Genomic DNA, 18625 nt, shown 5'->3' on the forward strand with positions numbered 1-18625 from the left:
TGGAAGCACTATTGCCCTTCAACGCGAACAGGACCTGCCAGCATGACCAAAGCCAGCCACGATTTCCAGACCTACCAGCTCAACGACCGCTACACCCGAGGTGAGGGACGCGTGTTCCTGACCGGCACGCAGGCATTGGTCCGTGTCATGCTGGATCAGGCCCGGCGCGACAGGCGCGCGGGGCTGAACACGGGCGGCTTTGTCTCGGGCTATCGCGGCTCGCCGCTGGGCGCGCTGGACCTGGAACTCTGGCGGGCCCGCAACGAGACCGAGGCGCAGAAGATCACCTTCATGCCGGCGGTGAACGAAGACCTTGGCGCGACGGCGGTACTTGGGGCGCAGCAGGCCAGCCTTGATCCCCATTGCGAGGTCGAGGGCGTGTTTTCCATGTGGTACGGCAAGGGGCCGGGTGTGGACCGGTCGGGCGACGCGCTCAAACATGGCAACGCCTATGGCAGTGCGCCCAAGGGCGGTGTGCTGGTGGTGGCCGGTGACGATCACGGCTGTGTTTCGTCGTCGATGCCGCATCAGTCGGACGTGGCCTTCATGTCATGGTTCATGCCAACGCTGAACCCTGCCTCGGTTGGCGAATATCTTGAATTCGGAGAATACGGTTTCGCGCTGTCGCGGTTCAGCGGCACTTGGGTCGGGTTCAAGGCGATCTCGGAAACGGTTGAATCCGGCCAGTCGGTGGAGCTGCCCAAGGATCGGTCCTTTGTGCAGCCTGATTTCAAGGGGCCGGCGGGCGGGCTGCATGTGCGCAGCGCCGACCTGCCCAGCCCCGAGATCGAGACCCGCATCGCGCACAAGCTGCGCGCGGTCGAAGCGTTTGTCGAGGCCAACCCGATCGACAAGCGCATCTATGATGTGGCGGACGCCACATTCGGCATTGTCACCACCGGCAAGGGCCATCTTGACCTGATGGAGGCGCTGCGCCTGTTGGGGCTGGACGAGGCCAAGTGCCGTGCGCTTGGGATCGACATTTACAAGGTCGGCATGGTCTGGCCACTGGCGCGTCGAGATGCGTTGGACTTCGTGCGCGGCAAACAAGAGGTGCTGGTCGTCGAGGAAAAACGTGGCATCATAGAAAGCCAGTTCAAGGAATATTTCTATGACTGGCCGGGCGCCAAACCCCAGAAAATGGTAGGCAAGCACCGCGCGGCAGGTGACCCTTTGCTGCCTTGGACCGGCGAGTTGAGTCCGCTGGCGCTGGTGCCTGTGGTGGCCGAACGTCTGGACGCGTTCTTCCCCGAAGAAAACCTGCTCGAGAAGGCCCGTGCCCTGACGGCGGAACCGCCGGTTCTGTTGCAGGTCGAGGGCGCGACCCGCACGCCCTATTTCTGCTCGGGTTGTCCGCATAATACCTCGACCAAGGTGCCCGAAGGCTCCAAGGCGGCCAGCGGCATCGGCTGTCACGTGATGGCAAGCTGGATGGACCGCGAAACCGTGGGCTATGCCCAGATGGGCGGCGAAGGCGTGCCATGGGTGGTGGCATCGAAATACAACGGCAACAAGCACATCTTCCAGAACCTGGGCGAAGGGACCTGGTATCATTCCGGCTCGCTCGCCATTCGGCAGGCGGTCGCGGCGGGCACCAATATCACCTACAAGATCCTTTACAACGATGCCGTCGCCATGACCGGCGGGCAACCTGTGGATGGCCCCGTCAGCGTGTCGGGCATTGCCCAGACCTGCCGCGCCGAAGGGGTGCAGCGGATTGCGCTGGTATCCGACGACATCTCGAAATTCGATAAGGCCGACTTCCCAGAAGGAACCACGTTCCACCCGCGCGAGACCATGGACGCGGTGCAACGCGAACTGCGCGAGATCAAGGGCGTCACCGTTCTGATCTATGAACAGACCTGTGCCACCGAAAAGCGCCGTCGCCGCAAAAGGGGCAAGATGGAAGACCCGAACCGGTTCGCGGTTATCAACCCGCTGGTCTGCGAGGGCTGCGGGGATTGTTCGGTCGAGAGCAACTGCCTGAGTATCGAACCGCTGGAAACCGAGTTCGGACGCAAGCGCAAGGTCAACCTGTCCAACTGCAACAAGGATTTTTCCTGTCTCAACGGGTTCTGCCCCAGTTTCGTAACCGTCGAGGGCGCGACCCGCAAACGCAAACAGGCGGCCGACCTTGATCTGGCCGGCCTGCTGGCCGATGCCCCCGACCCCGTTTTGCCACCACTCACCAAGCCGTTCGATCTGCTTGTGACCGGGGTCGGGGGCACCGGTGTTGTGACCGTCGGCGCGCTGATCACCATGGCGGCCCATCTGGAAGGCAAGGGCGCGAGCGTGCTGGATTTCACCGGCTTTGCCCAGAAATTCGGCACGGTGCTCAGCTATATCCGGTTGGGGGCGGCCCCGTCAGACATTCATCAGGTGCGCATCGACAAGGGCGCGGCAGATGCGGTGGTAGGCTGTGATATCGTGGTGTCCTCGGCCCCCAAGGCGTCGGTGCATTACCGCAAGGGCACGCGCGTGGTGCTGAACCGCGCCGAGATGCCAACCGGCGATCTTGTCCTGCGCCGCGACGCCGAACTGAAGGTGAACGCACGTGAACAGGTCATTCGCGCAGCTGTGGGGGCGGACAATGTCGATGGGTTCGACGCGAACCTGCTGGCTGAGGACCTGCTGGGCGATGCGGTTTTCGCCAACGTGATGATGTTGGGATATGCGTGGCAAAAGGGGCTGGTGCCGGTCAGCGAAATGGCATTGAAACAGGCGATCCTGCTGAATGGCGTCGCGATCGAGGCCAACGGGCGCGCTTTTGATCTGGGGCGGTTGATGGCGGCTTTCCCTGATCGCGTGCCGGGGATGCAAGAGGCTGAGAGTCCCAAGGACAGTTATGAATCCCTTCGCAATCAGCGCGCCGCGTTCCTGCGCGACTATCAGAATGCCGCCTATGCGGACCGGTATCGCGCGCGTCTGGATGCGTTCGTGGCGGCCCTGCCCGAAAACCTGCGCGAAATCGCGGGGCAGGCGGCGGCGAAATCCCTGTTCAAACTGATGGCCTACAAGGATGAATACGAAGTCGCGCGCCTGTTCACGCAGACCGGGTTCGAGGAGAATCTGAAAGGGCAGTTCGAAGGCGATTTCAAGGTGGCTTATCACATGGCGCCACCGGTGCTGAACGCGGGGCGCGATGCGCGCGGCCGCCCGAAAAAGCGCCGCCTTGGCCCGTGGCTGCGGCCGGTCCTGTCCGGTTTGGCACGGCTCAAGGGGCTGCGCGGAACGGCGCTGGACCCGTTCGGTTACATGCAGGAGCGCCGCGAGGAACGCGCCCTGATCGGCTGGTACGAAGGGGTGATGGACCAGGTCGCGGCGCAGGCAACCACGCTGCCGGCCGAGACACTGCAAGAGATCCTTGCGGCTCCGATGGACATTCGCGGCTATGGTCCGGTCAAGGACGCCGCGCGCCAGTCCGTGGTGGCAGAGGTGGCGGCAAAGCTATCCGAAGCACGGGGTTGAGCCCAAACCGAAAGGTTTTGCACGGGGCCAAATGACAGTCCCGTGCAAGCTCACTAAGATGTTCAGATAAATGGCTTTGTGAAATTGCGTCCCCCGATTAGCGTCGATCCCAACCGATAGCTTGGTAGGGGATTGGGCATGCGGCAAATGACGATGGGGATGATCGGCGTCCTTTGTTGCGTTGTCTTTGGATGGCTGATGTCGGTCAGCCCCGCCAAAGCCCAGGAACAGCCGGGTGCGCTCCCCGAAGAGTCCTCTGCCGAAAGTGATCGCGTATTTCTGCACCCTGTCGTGGTGGACGGTGTCGAATTGTTCAAACTGCGCGGATCCAGCGCGTTGCCTGCCGACAAGCGCGCGGAGAGTGTCGCGGCCCGGATCATTGAGGTGGCCCAAAGATCCGAGACAGGCACGCCTTTCATGGATATCCAACCCGGCGATTTTGGTCTGGTCATTCTGGCTGATGGCACAAGGATCACCGTGGCAACACAGGCCGATGCCGAAGCCGAGAGTTTTGATATCGAGGTTCTGGCGTCGCTGCAGCGGGATGCCATTGAGCGCGCCATAGTCGCGTACCGCGAAAACAGATCCTCCGAAGCCTTTGTGCTCAACGCCTTGATGGCCGTGGTCTGGTCGGTGGTTTTCGCCCTTTTTTGCTTTGTACTCGTGGTGGTGCGCAAGCGCTTTCCGAGGGCCATCGCGCGGCGCGTAAAACGGTATACGCAAGGGGTGGGGGTCGCCACGGGTGACGTGGTCAAAAGCGATGCGATTGCCCAACTCGTCTATTCCCTGATGCGCCTTCTATTGGGTTTCGTCTTTCTGATTGGGCTTTACTATTACCTGTCGCTGGTTCTCTTGTCCTTCCCCGAGACAAAACCCATCGCGCAGATCTTGATCAACAATGTCACAAACCCTGTGCTGTCATTGCTCAGGTCTTTTTTCGGTTATCTGCCGAACCTGATCACCATTGCGGTCCTCGCTTATCTGGCCCGCCTGTTGCTGAAAACCATCCGCCTCTTTTTCCAGAACCTCGAGGCCGGGGTCATCACGTGGAAAGGGTTCGAGAAGGAATGGATCTGGCCGACCTACAACCTTTTGCAGATCACCATCATCCTGATGACGCTGGTCCTGTGCTTTCCTTATATCCCCGGTGCGGACTCGGCGGCTTTTCAGGGGCTGACCATTTTCGTGGGCGTGGTGTTGTCGCTTGGGTCGAACACGGTGGTGGCGAATATGCTGGCTGGGCTTTTCGTGCTTTACAAGCGTAGCATGCGGATCGGTGATCGCATCCGGGTGGGAGACCATTACGGCGATGTGATCGAGATCAAGCTGATGGAAACCTACATCAAATCGGTCAAGAACGAACTGGTCTCGATCCCGAATTCGACTCTGATCTCGTCCGAGGTGGTGAACTATTCCAGCAAGATCGACGGGCGTGGGTTGATCCTGCACAGCACGGTGGGCATCGGCTATGAAGAGCCGCGCGAAAAGATCGAGGCCATGCTGGTCGAGGCCGCGCGGCGTACGCCGGGACTCAAGAAGAATCCGGTTCCGTTCGTGTTGATGGACGGTCTTGGCGATTTCGGAATCAATTACCAGATCAATGCCTTCACCACACGCGGCTCAAGCCTGCCTTTGCTGCGCTCGCAGTTGCACAAGAACATCGTGGATGTCTTCAACGAAAACGAGGTGGCGATCATGACACCGGCATATGAGGGCGATCCCGAGGAACCCAAGGTGGCACCGCCCGTGTGGGAGGGTGAGCTGGCCCCCAACGCCCGCATCGCGCCCGAGGACGCCAGCGAGAAAAAGGCCTAGGCCCGCGCCAGTACCAACGTGCCCAGGATGATGATGGCAAGCCCCGTGATCTTGGTGGCATTCACTGTCTCGCCCAGACCGATTACCCCGATCAGGAATACGATCACAAAGCTCAGCGCGACAAAGGGATAGGCGAGCGACAGTTCGGTCTGTCGCAATGCCAGCAGCCAGACAAAGGCCCCGACACCATAAAACCCAAAGCCCAGCAGGATCGTGGGCGACAGCGCAAAGCCCATCAGCTTGTCCCAAAGCGTGCTGCCCTCGGCAAGTTGCAGCTTGTCCACGCCGATCTTGAACGAGGTCTGCCCAAGTGCGGAAAAGGTGATGCTGACGATAATCAGAAGAAAGCCGTTCAGGGTCATTGGAACCATGCTCCGAGGTCTAGATATTTTGCCGCCACGACAAGAAGGCAGGTCAGGCCCAGCGTTACGCGGCTGATGCGGTCCCTGAGCGCGAACACGACGGGATCACTGTGAATCCAGCCGCGCAGGGCCCAGACCCAGGCACGCTGGATCCAGAACAGGATCAGCGGTGCCACCAGCCACAGCAGCATGGGGGTCTGATAGGTTTGCGCCACGAAATCGCTATTGAGGTACAGCGTCAGGGTCAGGACCGACAGGCCCCCCGTGGAAATCCCGCCCGCCATCACGGCGGGAAGGTCGCCCACCTGATACCCGCGAGACCGGTCCTTGCCCGCCGCGCGCACCCCGTCCAGCTCGACATAGCGTTTCATGAGCGCGAGGCTTAGGAAGAAGAACAGCGAGAAGTTCAGCAGCCAGGGCGAGGGCAGGGCGCCGATGGCGACACCGCCCACAAAGATCCGCATTGTGTAAAGGCAGGTCAGGGTGATCACGTCGATGGTCGAGAAGTGTTTGAGCCAGCCGGAGTAAAGGAACGTGATCGCAAGATAGATCAGCAACAACAGCGTGATCGGCGCACCAAGGGTCAGGGCGGACAGACCCAGTGCAAAGACCATCAGGCCCCCGGCGGCCATCAGCCCCTTGACCGGCGACAGGGTACCCGCCGCGAAGGGGCGGAACTTCTTGCTGGCATGTCTGCGATCTGCCCCAAGATCCTGAATGTCATTGAACAGATAGACAGAGGAGGCCAGCAGACTGAACGCGACAAAGGTCAGCAGGGCCCGGACCAGCAGTTCGGGGTCGCCATAGCTGTGTGAAAAGAACAGCGGCAGAAAGATCAGCGCGTTCTTGACCCATTGGTGCGGGCGCATGGCCTTGAGCAAGGATTTCCAGACCGGTGGTTTGTTGTCGACCGCCAGCGAGATTGTCTTTTCGTTGGGCACCTGCGTGCGCAGCCCATGAGCCGCGTTCACAAATCCGACCCGGTCCGCTGCCTGCCAGATCGGCAGGTCCGCGGGGCTGTCCCCCAGATATTCGAACGGGCCCTCTGCACTGGCCTCGATCTCGGCCAGTTTCGCCGCGCCCTTGAGATTATTTCCCGGGGTTGAGGCGATGATATCATCAAATATCTCAAGATACCCCGCGACTGCCTCGGCCACCTTGCTGTCTGCGGCCGTGGCCAGAATAATCCGGCGTCCCGCGGCCTTTTCCGCCGTCAGATAGTCCAGCACCTCGTCGTTATAGGGCAAAAGGGCCACGTCGAGACGGGCGTTTTCGGCGACATAGCGTTTCAGATGCGACCGGCCTTCGCCGCCGGTACGGATCAGGCCCCCAAGGTGCGCGGGGCGAAACACAAGCCCGGCAAGCTGTTCCTGAGCGAGGTCGGTTTTCACCAGCGTGCCGTCCAGATCCACGAAGATCGGGATATCGGTATGAGGGGATCCAGAGGTCATAAGTGTAAATTTTGATCTGTGCTTGTTGCCATATTCTGACTAAATTACCGGTCAAGACATCAAAATTATGGTTGAATTGTGCACCTTTTCGCACATTCCGCAGATTTGCAACACAAGGCAACACAGGGCAGGGCCGTTGAACAGAAAAGATCTCGGAGTGCTGGCGGTTTTGTTCCTGCTTGGCTTTGCGCTGCGTCTTGTGGGGCTGGACTGGGGTTATTTTCACGGGGATGAGCGCATCAACGATGCCGCGCGTGTCCTCACCGGGCAGCTTGTGCCAGGCCAGCATTTCTATCCGCCGCTGTTCAACTATATCAACGCGGTGGCGCTTGCGGGTCTGTTCGGCTTCGGCATGGTCGCGGGATGGTGGGCGGATACGGGCGCTTTTCGCGATGCCTATTTCACCGATCCGACGGTGTTTTACCTCACTGCGCGCGGTGTCACTGCCGCATTTGGGGCCACGATCGCGCCCTTGTTCTATATCCTTGCGCGTTGTTTCGCGACGCCGCGCGAGTGGGCGATTGGGATTGCGCTGCTGGGTGGGATTGCGGGGCCTGCGATCACGTTTTCCTATATTGCAAAAGGGGATACACCGCTGGCCGCGGCCACGGTTCTGACCGTTCTTGCCTTCAGCCTGCGCGTGATGCGGGATAAGAAGCGGTATGATCTGTGGCTGGGACTTGCCGCCTGTCTGGCGCTCAGCTTCAAGCAGTCCATCCTGTTTTTCCTGGTGCCTTTGCTGATTGCGCATGTGGCCCTGCTGGCCCCGCGTTTTGGCGCGGTGCCGTATTTGCGCAGCCTCGGGCGGTCGCTCTTGGTGATTGCTGTGCTCTGGCCCGTTCTAAATATCGGCATCCTGCTCGATTTCGAAAACTTCGTGAACTACCAGAAGATTCAGGCGCTCATGTCCGTGCGAGAGGGGGCCTCGATGCGGGACGCGGCGGTGCAGTGGCTACAGCTTGCGGGTCATCCCAACTGGGGTGTCGGGTGGATTATTTTAGGCGCATTTTTTCTTTATCCTGCAATTGCTTGTAGTCCGTTCCTCAACAAAGACCTCAGGTCTCTGCACATGGCGCTTTGGCTGTGTATCCTTGCCGGAATGGTGATCACACTGGGGATGGTGCGTGACCGCCAGCCCGAACACCTCTGGATCAGCTATTTCGTTTTGATGCAGTTTTTTGCCAGCTTCGGTCTGGTCAGTGTGATCCGGTCTGGCATGCCAGCGCTGAAGTGGATTGGTGGTGGGGCGTTGGCCGCGTCCGCGGTTTTGTCCTTTCTGGCCGTGCTCGATCTGTGGGGGCAGGCGCGGGCCGTGCCCATGTCGCGGGATCTAACCGCCCTGTTACAGCGCGACCATGCCGCGGCACGTATCCTGTCCCTGCCGCCGGTCGACGCCCCGCAGCACCCCGAGGCGCAGGCCATGTCGCGTGAGCGGATCACCCGGCTGGCGCGCAAATATGAAGTCGAGATGCCGGAAGAAGCCGCGCGTGACGCTGAACCCACAGAAGATGGAAAGGCGCTTTTCTGGGTGCCGACACCGGCGGTGATGTTCGGCCTTGAGAATGCGACGGATGAAGAAATGCGCGACCTGATCCGCCCCCATGCCTGGCCGCTGCAACCCGAAGAGTGGCAGCTGGATTATTGGCTGGATGAGGGGTTTTCGGTCTTTGTGGTGTCCAATCTGCCTTACATGCTGAACGAGACCCCGTCGCTCTTGTTCCGTGCGTTCTGGGGCGAAATTGCCTCCCGATGCGAGGTTGCCCACACGATTGCTGCGCGCAAGCCGCTGTTCCTTGAAAGGGACGTGACCGCCTTTCAGTGCCAGCTGGACTCTTAGTCGGAAAGGGCAGTCTTTGCTGTGGCTTTTATGCAACTGCGTTGCGGGTCCGATCATAGAAGAACAAGCAAACCTGCATGAACTTTTCACAATTTCTCTGAAAAATGCAATCTAAGTATAAGGTAATAAATGATATTTCAAAAATGGTAAAAATTTCCTAACTTCGCCCATTTCTTGTCGCAATGCGCTTCTAGCCTGATTTACGGGATGATCCGAGATGCGAGGCGACTTCGCCCTTGCGGCTTCGGGAAATGAACGGAGCCCACCTCGTGTGGGGGGATATTATGAAAATACTCGCGGTTGACGACGACGAAAACATCCGGGACCTGCTGGAAGCCTCCATGGCGGCGGAGACCTCCCATGTGATCAAGACAGCCTCATCCGGGCCCGAGGCGCTTAAGATGGTTGCGGCCGAAGGGTCCCCGTTTGATTGTTTTCTGCTGGATATCCAGATGCCCGTGATGAACGGGATTACCTTGTGTGAAAAGCTGCGGCGCACGCCGGGGCATGCACGGGTGCCGATCATCATGCTGACGGCTATGTCCCAGAAGAAATACGTGGACCGGGCGTTCAAGGCCGGGGCCACCGACTATGTGACCAAGCCCTTTGATTTTCTTGAACTGTTCAGCCGGATCAGCAATGCCGAGCGTCTGGCCAAGGAACAAGTCCGCGCGAAGGAAGGTCGGTCCGAGGTTGCCGCGCTCAAGCGCGATCTGGAACGCAGCTTTGCCCACAGCCTGAGCGAACCGGTCGAGATCAGTGGCGTCGAAAGCGTTGTCGGTTACGTCACGTTCGAAAACTATATCATGCAGTTGTCGCGCACCAAGTTGATGCGCAGTCACGTGTTCGCGGTCAAGATTGTCAACGTGGAAAAGGTGCATCGCGGCCTGAGCAACATCGCGTTCCAGCAGTTGCTTACTGATATCGCGACCATCCTGTCGCGGGCCATGTCGCACACCGACAGCATGATTACCTATCGCGGCAATGGCGTGTTCCTGTGCACGACCAACGCGAAATCGGATCATTCTCAGCACAGCTTTGAAATGATGCTGAACGGGCAGATGGGTGAAACCGTCGCGGCCCGGTTCAACAATGAAAAGGTCAATCTCAGCGTGGGCGAGGCGGTGTCGCTGATGTCGCTGACACGGGCAGGGGCGCTGTTTTCATTGCAGACCGCTGCAGCCAGTGCCGAGGGCCGCGCCAGCGAACGCAAGGAAGTTCTGCAGAAGATGCAGCGCCTTGTGCGGACCCGCAAGCGCAGTGGCCTTCAGAACGATATGGAACGCCGCGCCTACGAGGTGTTGTTGCGCGACGCCATGAATGACGAAACCAAGAAAAGCCGTATGGGCTTTGGCGGAATTGGTTTGAAACTGCGTTGATGAGGGGGGCGTCGCGCGACGACGGCCTTTTCCTTGCCCTAGTGGATCGCTTCGGACAGGTCCATCATGGCAACCTGGACACGCATACCTTCGATTTCCATCACCGGTCCCGCCGGTTCCGCGTGCAGGCCAAGGCGCCGGATCCAGCGCGGCCAGAGCGCCGGTACCATTCCGAGAAGCTTTTCCGCCCCTTCATCCTGCGCGGCCTTGATCAATTCGCGCATCAGTTTCATCTGCACTTCCAGCCGTTTATCCGAGGGAATGTCCTTGGCGATGAAAACGCGCGAGCTTTCCCAGACCTTTTCGTCCACGGGTGCCTCGAAGGACAACAGATCCGCCGGAATATCCGCCAGCATCCCCTTCTGGGCGTCACGGATCATATAGGAATACATCCCGCAGCGCGCCGTGGTCGGTGTCAGGCGGATCCCGGCCAGAACCTCGCCATCTTCATGCACTGCGATCCAGCGGCTGGCCGGGGTGTCATACTGGTCGTATTCCATGCCCTCGGCTTCGGGCAGGTCCCATTTCCGTTCGACAATAAAGGATTGCCGCCGCGCCTTGAGAAGTTTGACCAGAAGGTCCCCGTGCGTATGCATGTTTCCAAAGGAAAGAGTCGTTGCATGCATTTGTTTTGTCCTGCTCGTTCTTGTTCTGACCGAAACACTCAACTCGTTCCAAAAGGCCAAAGCGGCCCTTACCGGGACCAAAGTCACCGCAGGATTATGCGCGTCAGAAACGGGACAAAGGCGCGCGTTCATCGAACGTCGCAAACTGTTTTGCCCCCTCGGATACGGTTGTTTCCGCACCTCTTCTGACGTGCCGTCCCACCGGCTCGTCTGCTCATCTCTTTTCTACAAGAGATTCATACAATTACACGGGGTTCCACAAAAATCTTTGTTTTGGCTCAAATTATTCGAGATGTGTTGTTAAAGCATCAATTTAATTCTGCGCATAGCAGACGCTGGCTCTGCTTGGGACGGGCAAATCCAAGAATTGACCTTGCTGTGAACAAGATTTTGCCAGTTTGCAGCGCCATCAAGGACATCAAGAGAACCACCCCTGCTGTGCGACCCCGGTCGCAAAACCGCCGGGGCGGACGAACCACGCTGCCACGAGGTGAACAAGATGACTTATTTCATGCGCTTTCAGGTATTGGGGGAAATCGCGGAGATGCTTTTGCTGGACCAGCCAGAGCGCCGGTTGCTGGTGGATATCTCAACGGAAACCCGCGACGCCGACGATATGCTGGGGCAACCTTATGTTTCGCGGACTTGCTTTTCAATCCGCTGCCCCGATCTGATCCGCAGTTTTCAGGAAAAGGTCAGCATTGGCGACACGATACAGGCCACGGGCACCTTTTCCCAAACCGATTATGTGCCGCACAAAACCACCTATATCGACACCACGTTCCTGATGCAGGACTTCACCAAGATCCACACCGCACCACATGATTTTGCCGAGGCGCTGCCCGCACAAGACCGTCGGGTTGCTGGTTTCCTGCACTGACCGCACGGAGCAAGTCCATGATGAAAAGCGACCTTGATATCGGAGCGGCAGAGCGCAGCAGCGCCCTGTTTTCGCTGTCGCCGTACCGGCTTTGGGCCAAAATGCGCGCGCCGCGGGACCGGTCGTCGAAGATGACGGTCTCTGAGGCCAAGAGGTTGCAGAAACAGATCAAGGACTTTGCGGGTGGTGGTCTTGCCCTCGTCCCTCAGCGCCAGGCGATCTATGTCGGCGCTTTCATCCTGTGCGCATTCTTCTACAGCTTTTGGGTTGCGCTTTATTGTTACCTGTTTTGCCAGTTCACCGAGGTTCTGGATTTCTGGGTGTCCAAACGGGTGATGAAATGGAGCGATGCCTCGCCCCGCAAGGCGCGCCGCTTCCACTTCCAGCTGCTTGCCACGTCCACGCTGAGCTCGATCGCGGTTGCGATGTTCGTGCTTCTGGTGGCGCATATCGAAGGGCCATCGGAACATCTGGCCTCGTTGTTTTTCCTGTTTGCGGCCGGTCTGTTCGCGGCGGTCAACAACCACCAGCTGCCCAAGGTTCTGGCGGTTCGTCTGGTGATCTACAGCCTGACCTTCCTTTCGGTGCCCATCAGCGACATCATTCAGGTGCGTCCACCGCTGCGGTCGGAACTCTATCTTAATCTTGCCACGGCGGTTTTCGTCCTGTTCTTCGTGCTGGAATGTTCGATGATCTTCCTGCGCCTGTATCAAAAGGGGCTGGATCAATACGAGGAACTGCGCATCGAACGGGACCGCGCCAATGAAATGGCTGAACTGAAATCGCAGTTCGTCTCAATCGTGAGCCATGAATTGCGCACGCCGCTGACCTCGATCATTGGCGCGCTGGGGCTGATGAAAACCATGGACAGCGCCAAAAATCCCGAAGGGTTTGAAAAGATCCTTGGCATCGCCGAAAAGAACGGCGTGCGTCTTTCCACGCTGATCAACGATCTCTTGGACCTGCAAAAGCTCGAGTCGAACCAGATGCGCTATGCTCTTGCGCCACTTGATCCGCTGGACGTTGTGCAGGATTCGGTCGAGGCGATTTCGGCCCATGCGGACGGGCGCGGGGTGAAGGTGAAACTCGCCAAATCCGACCGCGACCTCTGCATCAACGCCGATTACGACCGCATGACCCAGGTGATCGACAACCTGTTGTCTAACGCGGTCAAGTTCTCGGACGCGGGCGACACGGTCAAGGCGTCGGTCAAGGCCAATGCGGATTATGCGATCATCTCGGTACAGGATGAGGGCATCGGCATCCCCGCCGGGTCACGTGATGTCGTGTTCGGAAAATTTGCGCAGGTCGACGGGTCAGACCACCGCGCCCATGAGGGCACCGGTCTGGGGCTGAACATCGTCAAACAGATTGTCGAAGCGCACGGGGGCATGGTGGATTTTGAAAGTGAATTGGGTGTCGGCACGACGTTCTTTGTCAAGCTGCCGCTGTGTGACCCAGAGGAGTGCGCGTGATGGATGGTACGGACCTGTCGGCAGGGCAAACTGAGGCGCTTGAGAAACACCTGATGGCCCTGCGCCAGAAGTTTCTCGAAACGCTTGCCCAAAAGGAGGAAGAAGTCGAAGAGGCGGTTGTCACGCTTGCGGCCTATGGGTTGGACAAAGAGATTGTCGCGCGTCTCTATTATACGGCGCACAACCTTGTTGGCATGGCGCCCATGCACAAATTCCACGGTCTGGCCGAGGTGGCGCTGCGTGCTGAAACCCTGCTGGTCAAATCGGTGATGCCCCCGCATGTTATTCTGGAACTGGACGAGGTGCTGATTGTCTCGGATGATCTGGCCGAGGAAATTCGCATCACGCTGGACGTGCATCTGCGCGGTTGACCCAGGCTGTTGCGGATCAGGATTGCGTCTGTGCCCACAGGTCCGACACCTGCTGTGCCAGCGTAGTCGGATCAAAGGGTTTCTGGATCGCCCCAATGGCCAGCGCCTCGATATCCGCGCGATAGCGGTCGGCGGTGTCCACGGAACTCACGAAAATCGCAGGCACATTGGCAAGGCTGTCCTTTTCCCGCAACGCCTGCAGCGTTTCGATCCCGTTCAGGCCGGGCATCATCATGTCGAGAATGAACAGGTCTGGCGCGAACCCTTCCGCAGCCTCAAGCGCCACGCGCCCGGATTCGCATTGCAGCAATTTGAAACCCCCAAGCGTCTCAAGACAGATTTTCACGATTTCCCGAATATCGGGGTCGTCTTCCACATGAAGAATTTTCTGCAAGCTGGCCATCAGTCGTTCCGATCTTTATGGGTCGGCACAAAGGGCCTTTCGCGGCTCATTCTTTACATTTTTGATCCAAGGTCGAGGCGGAAAGACCCGCTAAGGGAATTATTCAATTAGAGGTAGATATGTACCTTAGCATATCTCGCGTGAAAAAGCATCCTGGGTTGTGTGGGAAGGATAGACCTGTGCTACACTGGCAGGAAAACACCGCGTCCGGGAGGGTCTCATGGGTTTCAATATCGAATTTGACTATCGTTTCGACAGCAACGGCTTTTTCGACAGCCAGGCCGCGCGTGATGCGCTGGAGCGCGCCGGCGAGATCTGGGAGGGGTTCATTCAGGACGAATTCGACGATGTGGCACCGGGGCAGACCTTTAGCATCCGCAACCCGTCGAATTCTTCGGTCCGTGAAACCATCGTTCTGGATCGACCGATTGATGATCTGCTGGTGTTTGTGGGTTCCGAAGAACTGGGTGGCAACACTTTGGGCCGTGGCGGGTTTTCCGGCACGGATATCGGTGGTGACATTTACGACACCCGGATCGACAATGATTACCGAGGCACTGGGCCGGTCACGAATTTTGAACCCTGGGTCGGCGTCATGCGTTTCGACATCTCGTCGGACTGGAGTTTCGCGCTGGATGCACCGCAGGCAGGGCAGTTCGATTTCATCACCGTGGCCCTTCACGAGATTGGCCATATCCTTGGTCTCGGGACGGCAGAAATCTTTGAACAGATTGCGCAAGGTGGCTTTGACGGGCCAAATGCGCTGAATGCCAATGGCGGGGTACCGGTTCCGGTCGAGCACGATCTGGTCCATGTCGAGGAAGGGCATGATGACAATATGGTGCTGATGGATCCGACCACCAGCCGCGGATCGCGCCTGTTGCCGTCGCAGATCGACCTCGCGCTGCTGGCGGATATTGGATACGAGACCACGGGATTTACCGCGCAGGGGTCCACGCCCGCGCTGGCTACGAACGGGGCCGATATCACGATTTTCGGGCGCGAGATCGCGGATGTGATTGATGGTCTAGGTGGGACCGACCAGATACAGGGGGAAGGCGGAAACGACATCCTGATTGGCGGCGCTGGCAATGACACGCTATTCGGACAAGAGGGAAATGACCGGCTTGTCGGCGGGGCCGACAATGATCAGATGCAGGGCGGCGATGGCAACGACACTCTGGTCGGGACGGGCGGGGCCGATACGTTGTTCGGTGGCAACGGCACGGATGTGTTCGAGTTGCAGGCGGGCGGCGGCAGTATCGTGATTTCCGATTTCGATCTGAATGGCGAAGTGATCCATCTGGTCGGATCGGGCTTTGCAACTGCGCAAGAGGCCGCGCTGGCGGTTACCAAAGACTTTAGCAATGTGTCCCGGCTGACATTCTCGGACGGGTCCTTTGTCAGGGTCTTCCATGACTCGCAAACCGGCACGCCCCTGACGGCTGACCATTTCCGCATCGGCGCGACCGAGACGCACCAAACGCTTTATGGTCAGAGCGGCAATGATGCGCTGCGCGGGGCAGGGGGCGATGACACCCTGTTCGGCTTTGACGGGGCAGACACCCTGAGCGGCGGCGCGGGCGATGACAGTATCGAAGGCGGCGCGACCGAGGCCGACCTGCGCGATGTCGTGTTTGGCGGTGCGGGCAATGACACGATTGACGGCGGGTTCGGCAATGACGAATTGCGCGGGGACGCTGGCAATGACCAGATCGCGGGCGATTTCGGCGCGGACACGGTGATCGGCGGGGCGGGCAATGACACCCTGACCGGCAGCGCCTTTTCGGACCTCGTGTTTGGCGGGGACGGCAATGATTTCGTCAATGGCGGGTTTGGCCATGACCGCGTGAATGGCGGCAATGGGGCCGACCGGTTTTTTCATATCGGGATCTTCGATCACGGGTCGGACTGGATTCAGGATTATGACGCCAGCGAGGGCGATGTGCTCATGTTCGGGATCAACTCGGCCACGCGCAGCCAGTTCCAGATCAATACCACCCACACCACCAGCCCTGATGGCGAAAGATCGGGCGATGACAACGTGGAAGAGGCGTTCGTGATTTACCGTCCCACGGGCCAGATCATGTGGGCGCTGGTCGATGGCGCGGGTCAGGACTCGGTCAATATCCAGATCGCCGGTCAGGTGTTTGATCTGATGGCCTGATCGCCCCGGGTAACCACCGGAAAGAGAGCACCATTTTGTGACCCCAAACTCTTTGACTGTCGCGGGCGGCACGGTACAGTGTCGCCCAATACAAAAGCAGCAGTTGTCGTTTCTGGGAGAGTACAAAATGACATATTACACCCTTCTCGGGTATCAGGTGACTTACGACATCAACGACAATGTGGTCGAAGTTAAAGACACATCTATCAGCATCGAGATGCCGAACGGCGTGATGCCGAACCTGACTTACACGTTCGAGACACCCGGAAACCCTGTGCCGGACCCGGATGATGAAGCCTTGCCATTGGTCGATGCAGATATCCCCGGAAACATCGAGGTGGATCTACTGACCCAGGACCTCGCTTTGATTGACGAAACCTATATCGGTTTTGTTGATTGGGACGGTAATACAACTTACATCCTCAGCTTCAACTATGGGCCCATAAACACGCCGGCAACGGATTGGTATTTCGTGATTGGTGGAGATGCATTACCTGACTTCACCAACAGCCTTGATCCGGTCTCTGAGTGGAACGCGTTTGGCGAAAGCGACACTGTCATTACGGATGTCGGACATGTGACAAGCGGCCCATTTGCGCCGAACCGCTCGATCCCGCTGGCCAATCTCGACCGCATGATCGCGCATACTGGCCAGATCATCGAAGACTATGACCCGGGCGACAGTATGATCACCACGGGGGCTGGTAATGACGGGGTTGCCGTTGGCGGTGGCGGTTGGGATATCGTCCGAACGCTTGGCGGGGACGACATCGTCATTGTCGATGACGAGAACGGTTATACCGAGGCACAGGCCGATCTTGGCGTCGGCAACGACATCTATGATCTCGCCGATGTCCGTGTTGCCTTTGACGGCGGCGCATATGCGGAACTTGTGCATAACGACCAACTGACCAACGGGATCACGGCAATCATCGACGGCACACAGAACCTTGGCCGCGTAGACAAGGGCGCGGGCGGCGAAACCGTGATCCTCGAAATCGAGAACGTTATCCAGACCGGTGGCTTCGGCATCCACGGGACCGGGTTTGCCGACGTGTTCAACCTGACCTCGACCGATGGCGGATTTGTGCAGGTGCGGGGCCTTGGTGGTAACGACCAGATCAACATCGGCACCAGCAACGGCACCGTGCGTCTGGACTATCGCGGCGACGCGGCAGGGATCAACGCCAACCTTGAAACCGGGATTATCATGGACGGCTTTGGCGGGACGGACACGATCACCGGTCGCGCCAGTGAAATTCGCGGCTCGATGCACACCGACACGATCCTTGGGTCCTCGGCGGATGAACGGTTCATCCTCATGGCGGGCAGCGATACCGTAGATGGTGGCGCAGGTACCGACACGCTGCGCTATGACCGCAGCCGGGTCGAGGCGGTCACTGTGGACCTTGAGGCCGGGACGGCCTCTGGCGTGTGGCGCGGTGAAAGCTTCAGCCACAGCATGAGCAATATCGAAAACATCAACGGGTCACGCGACGACAGCGACAGCCTTGCCGGAGACTCGGGTGGCAATCAGATCGACGGGCGCGGTGGCAATGACACGCTGCTTGGTCGTGCGGGTCATGATACGCTGATCGGCAACTATGGAGATGACTCGATCGACGGGGGCGACGGGTTTGACGCCGCCGCGTTCTGGGGCATCTCACGTTCGGCGGCGACGATTACAGAAGTGTCGCCTGGTGTGATCCAGGTGGTCTCGGGGCAGGGTACTGACAGGCTTAGCAATGTCGAGGAACTGTGGTTCGATGACCAGACTGTCCGGGTGAGCGATCTCTTTCCGAACGATAACCTGCAAACTGGCACGGCTGGTGCAGACACCCTTGACGGGACCGCCGAAAACGACACGCTTCTCGGCCTTGATGGCAACGACATACTGTCAGGGTTTGCCGGTGATGACTCGCTGGATGGTGGCCTAGGCAACGACGTTCTGAATGGGGGCGATGGCAACGACTACCTGAACCCCGGGCGCACCGCGGAAGAGGGCTGGGATACGCTCAACCCCGGCAGCGGCAATGACACGGTGGATTTCTCGGACGTCTATCGCAGCGGGGCTTCGCTGAACCATTTTGGGCTCTCGAACGGGTTTGTGGCCGATATCAACAGCGCAGCCAACACCGGCACGGTCGACAAGGGCACGCTTGGGACCACCACGCTGATCGACGTCGGCAATGTTGTCGAGTGGTGGGGGCTTGAGGTCAACGGCACCGCGCACAACGACACCGTGAACTTTACCCTGCGCGAGAACAGCACCGACTGGGTGTCCTTCTGGAACAATGGCGGCAGCAACACGATCAACGTGCTGGGCGGCGACGGGATCGTGCGTCTGGACTATCGCGGGCAATCGGGCGGCATCAACGCCAACCTGACCAC

At 58.9% G+C, this 18625-nt stretch carries 13 protein-coding genes; 9 read left to right on the top strand and 4 right to left on the bottom strand.

The window, feature by feature from the left end:
* Nucleotides 1–42: 42 nt before the first annotated feature.
* Together WNE31_RS13455 and WNE31_RS13460 are read left to right on the top strand one after the other, a co-directional pair.
* Complete coding sequence (locus tag WNE31_RS13455; RefSeq protein WP_349980342.1) at nt 43–3468, top strand: indolepyruvate ferredoxin oxidoreductase family protein; 3426 nt, start codon at nt 43–45, stop codon at nt 3466–3468.
* A gap of 138 nt (nt 3469–3606) precedes the next feature.
* Nucleotides 3607–5283, top strand: coding sequence for a mechanosensitive ion channel family protein (locus WNE31_RS13460; protein WP_349980343.1), 1677 nt, complete (start codon nt 3607–3609; stop codon nt 5281–5283).
* On the opposite strand, the gene WNE31_RS13465 is transcribed toward WNE31_RS13460, so the two are convergent.
* Complete coding sequence (locus WNE31_RS13465; RefSeq protein WP_349980344.1) at nt 5280–5645, bottom strand: DMT family transporter; 366 nt, start codon at nt 5643–5645, stop codon at nt 5280–5282. The two genes, WNE31_RS13460 and WNE31_RS13465, sit on opposite strands and share 4 nt — an antisense overlap.
* Entirely contained in the window at nt 5642–7096 is a 1455-nt protein-coding gene (locus WNE31_RS13470; RefSeq protein WP_349980345.1) for a UbiA family prenyltransferase, read from the bottom strand. The genes WNE31_RS13465 and WNE31_RS13470 overlap by 4 nt, the downstream gene beginning before the upstream one ends.
* A 136-nt stretch (nt 7097–7232) precedes the next feature.
* Between WNE31_RS13470 and WNE31_RS13475 the strand changes: the two genes are divergently transcribed.
* The gene (locus WNE31_RS13475; protein ID WP_349980346.1) at nt 7233–8933 is read left to right on the top strand and encodes a phospholipid carrier-dependent glycosyltransferase; all 1701 of its coding nucleotides are present in this window, start codon (nt 7233–7235) and stop codon (nt 8931–8933) included.
* Between the two features lie 284 nt (nt 8934–9217).
* Nucleotides 9218–10312: a response regulator gene (locus tag WNE31_RS13480; protein ID WP_349980347.1), complete on the top strand. Its 1095-nt coding sequence runs from the start codon at nt 9218–9220 to the stop codon at nt 10310–10312.
* Nucleotides 10313–10350: 38 nt separating this feature from the next.
* Here the strand turns inward: WNE31_RS13480 and WNE31_RS13485 are convergent, their stop codons facing one another.
* Nucleotides 10351–10938, bottom strand: a complete 588-nt coding sequence (locus WNE31_RS13485) for an acyl-homoserine-lactone synthase (protein ID WP_349980348.1) — start codon at nt 10936–10938, stop codon at nt 10351–10353.
* A gap of 499 nt (nt 10939–11437) precedes the next feature.
* Between WNE31_RS13485 and WNE31_RS13490 the strand changes: the two genes are divergently transcribed.
* Genes WNE31_RS13490 through WNE31_RS13500 form a run of 3 tightly spaced genes read left to right on the top strand, consistent with a single transcriptional unit; the run spans nt 11438 to nt 13664 of the window.
* On the top strand, nt 11438–11818 hold the full coding sequence (locus WNE31_RS13490; RefSeq protein ID WP_349980349.1) for a hypothetical protein: 381 nt from the start codon (nt 11438–11440) through the stop codon (nt 11816–11818).
* A 17-nt stretch (nt 11819–11835) separates the two neighbouring features.
* On the top strand, nt 11836–13293 hold the full coding sequence (locus tag WNE31_RS13495; RefSeq protein WP_349980351.1) for a sensor histidine kinase: 1458 nt from the start codon (nt 11836–11838) through the stop codon (nt 13291–13293).
* The gene (locus tag WNE31_RS13500) at nt 13293–13664 is read left to right on the top strand and encodes a hypothetical protein (protein ID WP_349980352.1); all 372 of its coding nucleotides are present in this window, start codon (nt 13293–13295) and stop codon (nt 13662–13664) included. Before WNE31_RS13495 ends, WNE31_RS13500 begins: the two co-directional genes overlap by 1 nt.
* Nucleotides 13665–13680: 16 nt before the next feature.
* Here WNE31_RS13500 and WNE31_RS13505 read toward each other — a convergent pair whose 3' ends face one another.
* Nucleotides 13681–14067, bottom strand: a complete 387-nt coding sequence (locus tag WNE31_RS13505; RefSeq protein ID WP_349980353.1) for a response regulator — start codon at nt 14065–14067, stop codon at nt 13681–13683.
* 220 nt (nt 14068–14287) lie between these two features.
* Here WNE31_RS13505 and WNE31_RS13510 point away from each other — a divergent pair, with 220 nt between their 5' ends.
* Both WNE31_RS13510 and WNE31_RS13515 read left to right on the top strand, forming a co-directional pair.
* Nucleotides 14288–16234: a matrixin family metalloprotease gene (locus tag WNE31_RS13510; protein ID WP_349980354.1), complete on the top strand. Its 1947-nt coding sequence runs from the start codon at nt 14288–14290 to the stop codon at nt 16232–16234.
* Between the two features lie 127 nt (nt 16235–16361).
* On the top strand, nt 16362–18625 hold a 2264-nt coding region (locus tag WNE31_RS13515), incomplete at its 3' end, for a calcium-binding protein (RefSeq protein WP_349980355.1).

Source organism: Shimia fortis (assembly GCF_040225985.1).
Taxonomy (GTDB): Bacteria; Pseudomonadota; Alphaproteobacteria; order Rhodobacterales; family Rhodobacteraceae; genus Shimia.

Excerpts from the sequence above, each read along its gene's own strand:
- WNE31_RS13455 (WP_349980342.1), top strand. The coding sequence starts at position 43 with ATGACCAAAGCCAGCCACGATTTCCAGACCTACCAGCTCAACGACCGC.
- WNE31_RS13460 (WP_349980343.1), top strand. The coding sequence starts at position 3,607 with ATGCGGCAAATGACGATGGGGATGATCGGCGTCCTTTGTTGCGTTGTC.
- WNE31_RS13465 (WP_349980344.1), bottom strand. The coding sequence starts at position 5,645 with ATGACCCTGAACGGCTTTCTTCTGATTATCGTCAGCATCACCTTTTCC.
- WNE31_RS13470 (WP_349980345.1), bottom strand. The coding sequence starts at position 7,096 with ATGACCTCTGGATCCCCTCATACCGATATCCCGATCTTCGTGGATCTG.
- WNE31_RS13480 (WP_349980347.1), top strand. The coding sequence starts at position 9,218 with ATGAAAATACTCGCGGTTGACGACGACGAAAACATCCGGGACCTGCTG.
- WNE31_RS13485 (WP_349980348.1), bottom strand. The coding sequence starts at position 10,938 with ATGCATGCAACGACTCTTTCCTTTGGAAACATGCATACGCACGGGGAC.
- WNE31_RS13490 (WP_349980349.1), top strand. The coding sequence starts at position 11,438 with ATGACTTATTTCATGCGCTTTCAGGTATTGGGGGAAATCGCGGAGATG.
- WNE31_RS13495 (WP_349980351.1), top strand. The coding sequence starts at position 11,836 with ATGATGAAAAGCGACCTTGATATCGGAGCGGCAGAGCGCAGCAGCGCC.
- WNE31_RS13500 (WP_349980352.1), top strand. The coding sequence starts at position 13,293 with ATGGATGGTACGGACCTGTCGGCAGGGCAAACTGAGGCGCTTGAGAAA.
- WNE31_RS13505 (WP_349980353.1), bottom strand. The coding sequence starts at position 14,067 with ATGGCCAGCTTGCAGAAAATTCTTCATGTGGAAGACGACCCCGATATT.
- WNE31_RS13510 (WP_349980354.1), top strand. The coding sequence starts at position 14,288 with ATGGGTTTCAATATCGAATTTGACTATCGTTTCGACAGCAACGGCTTT.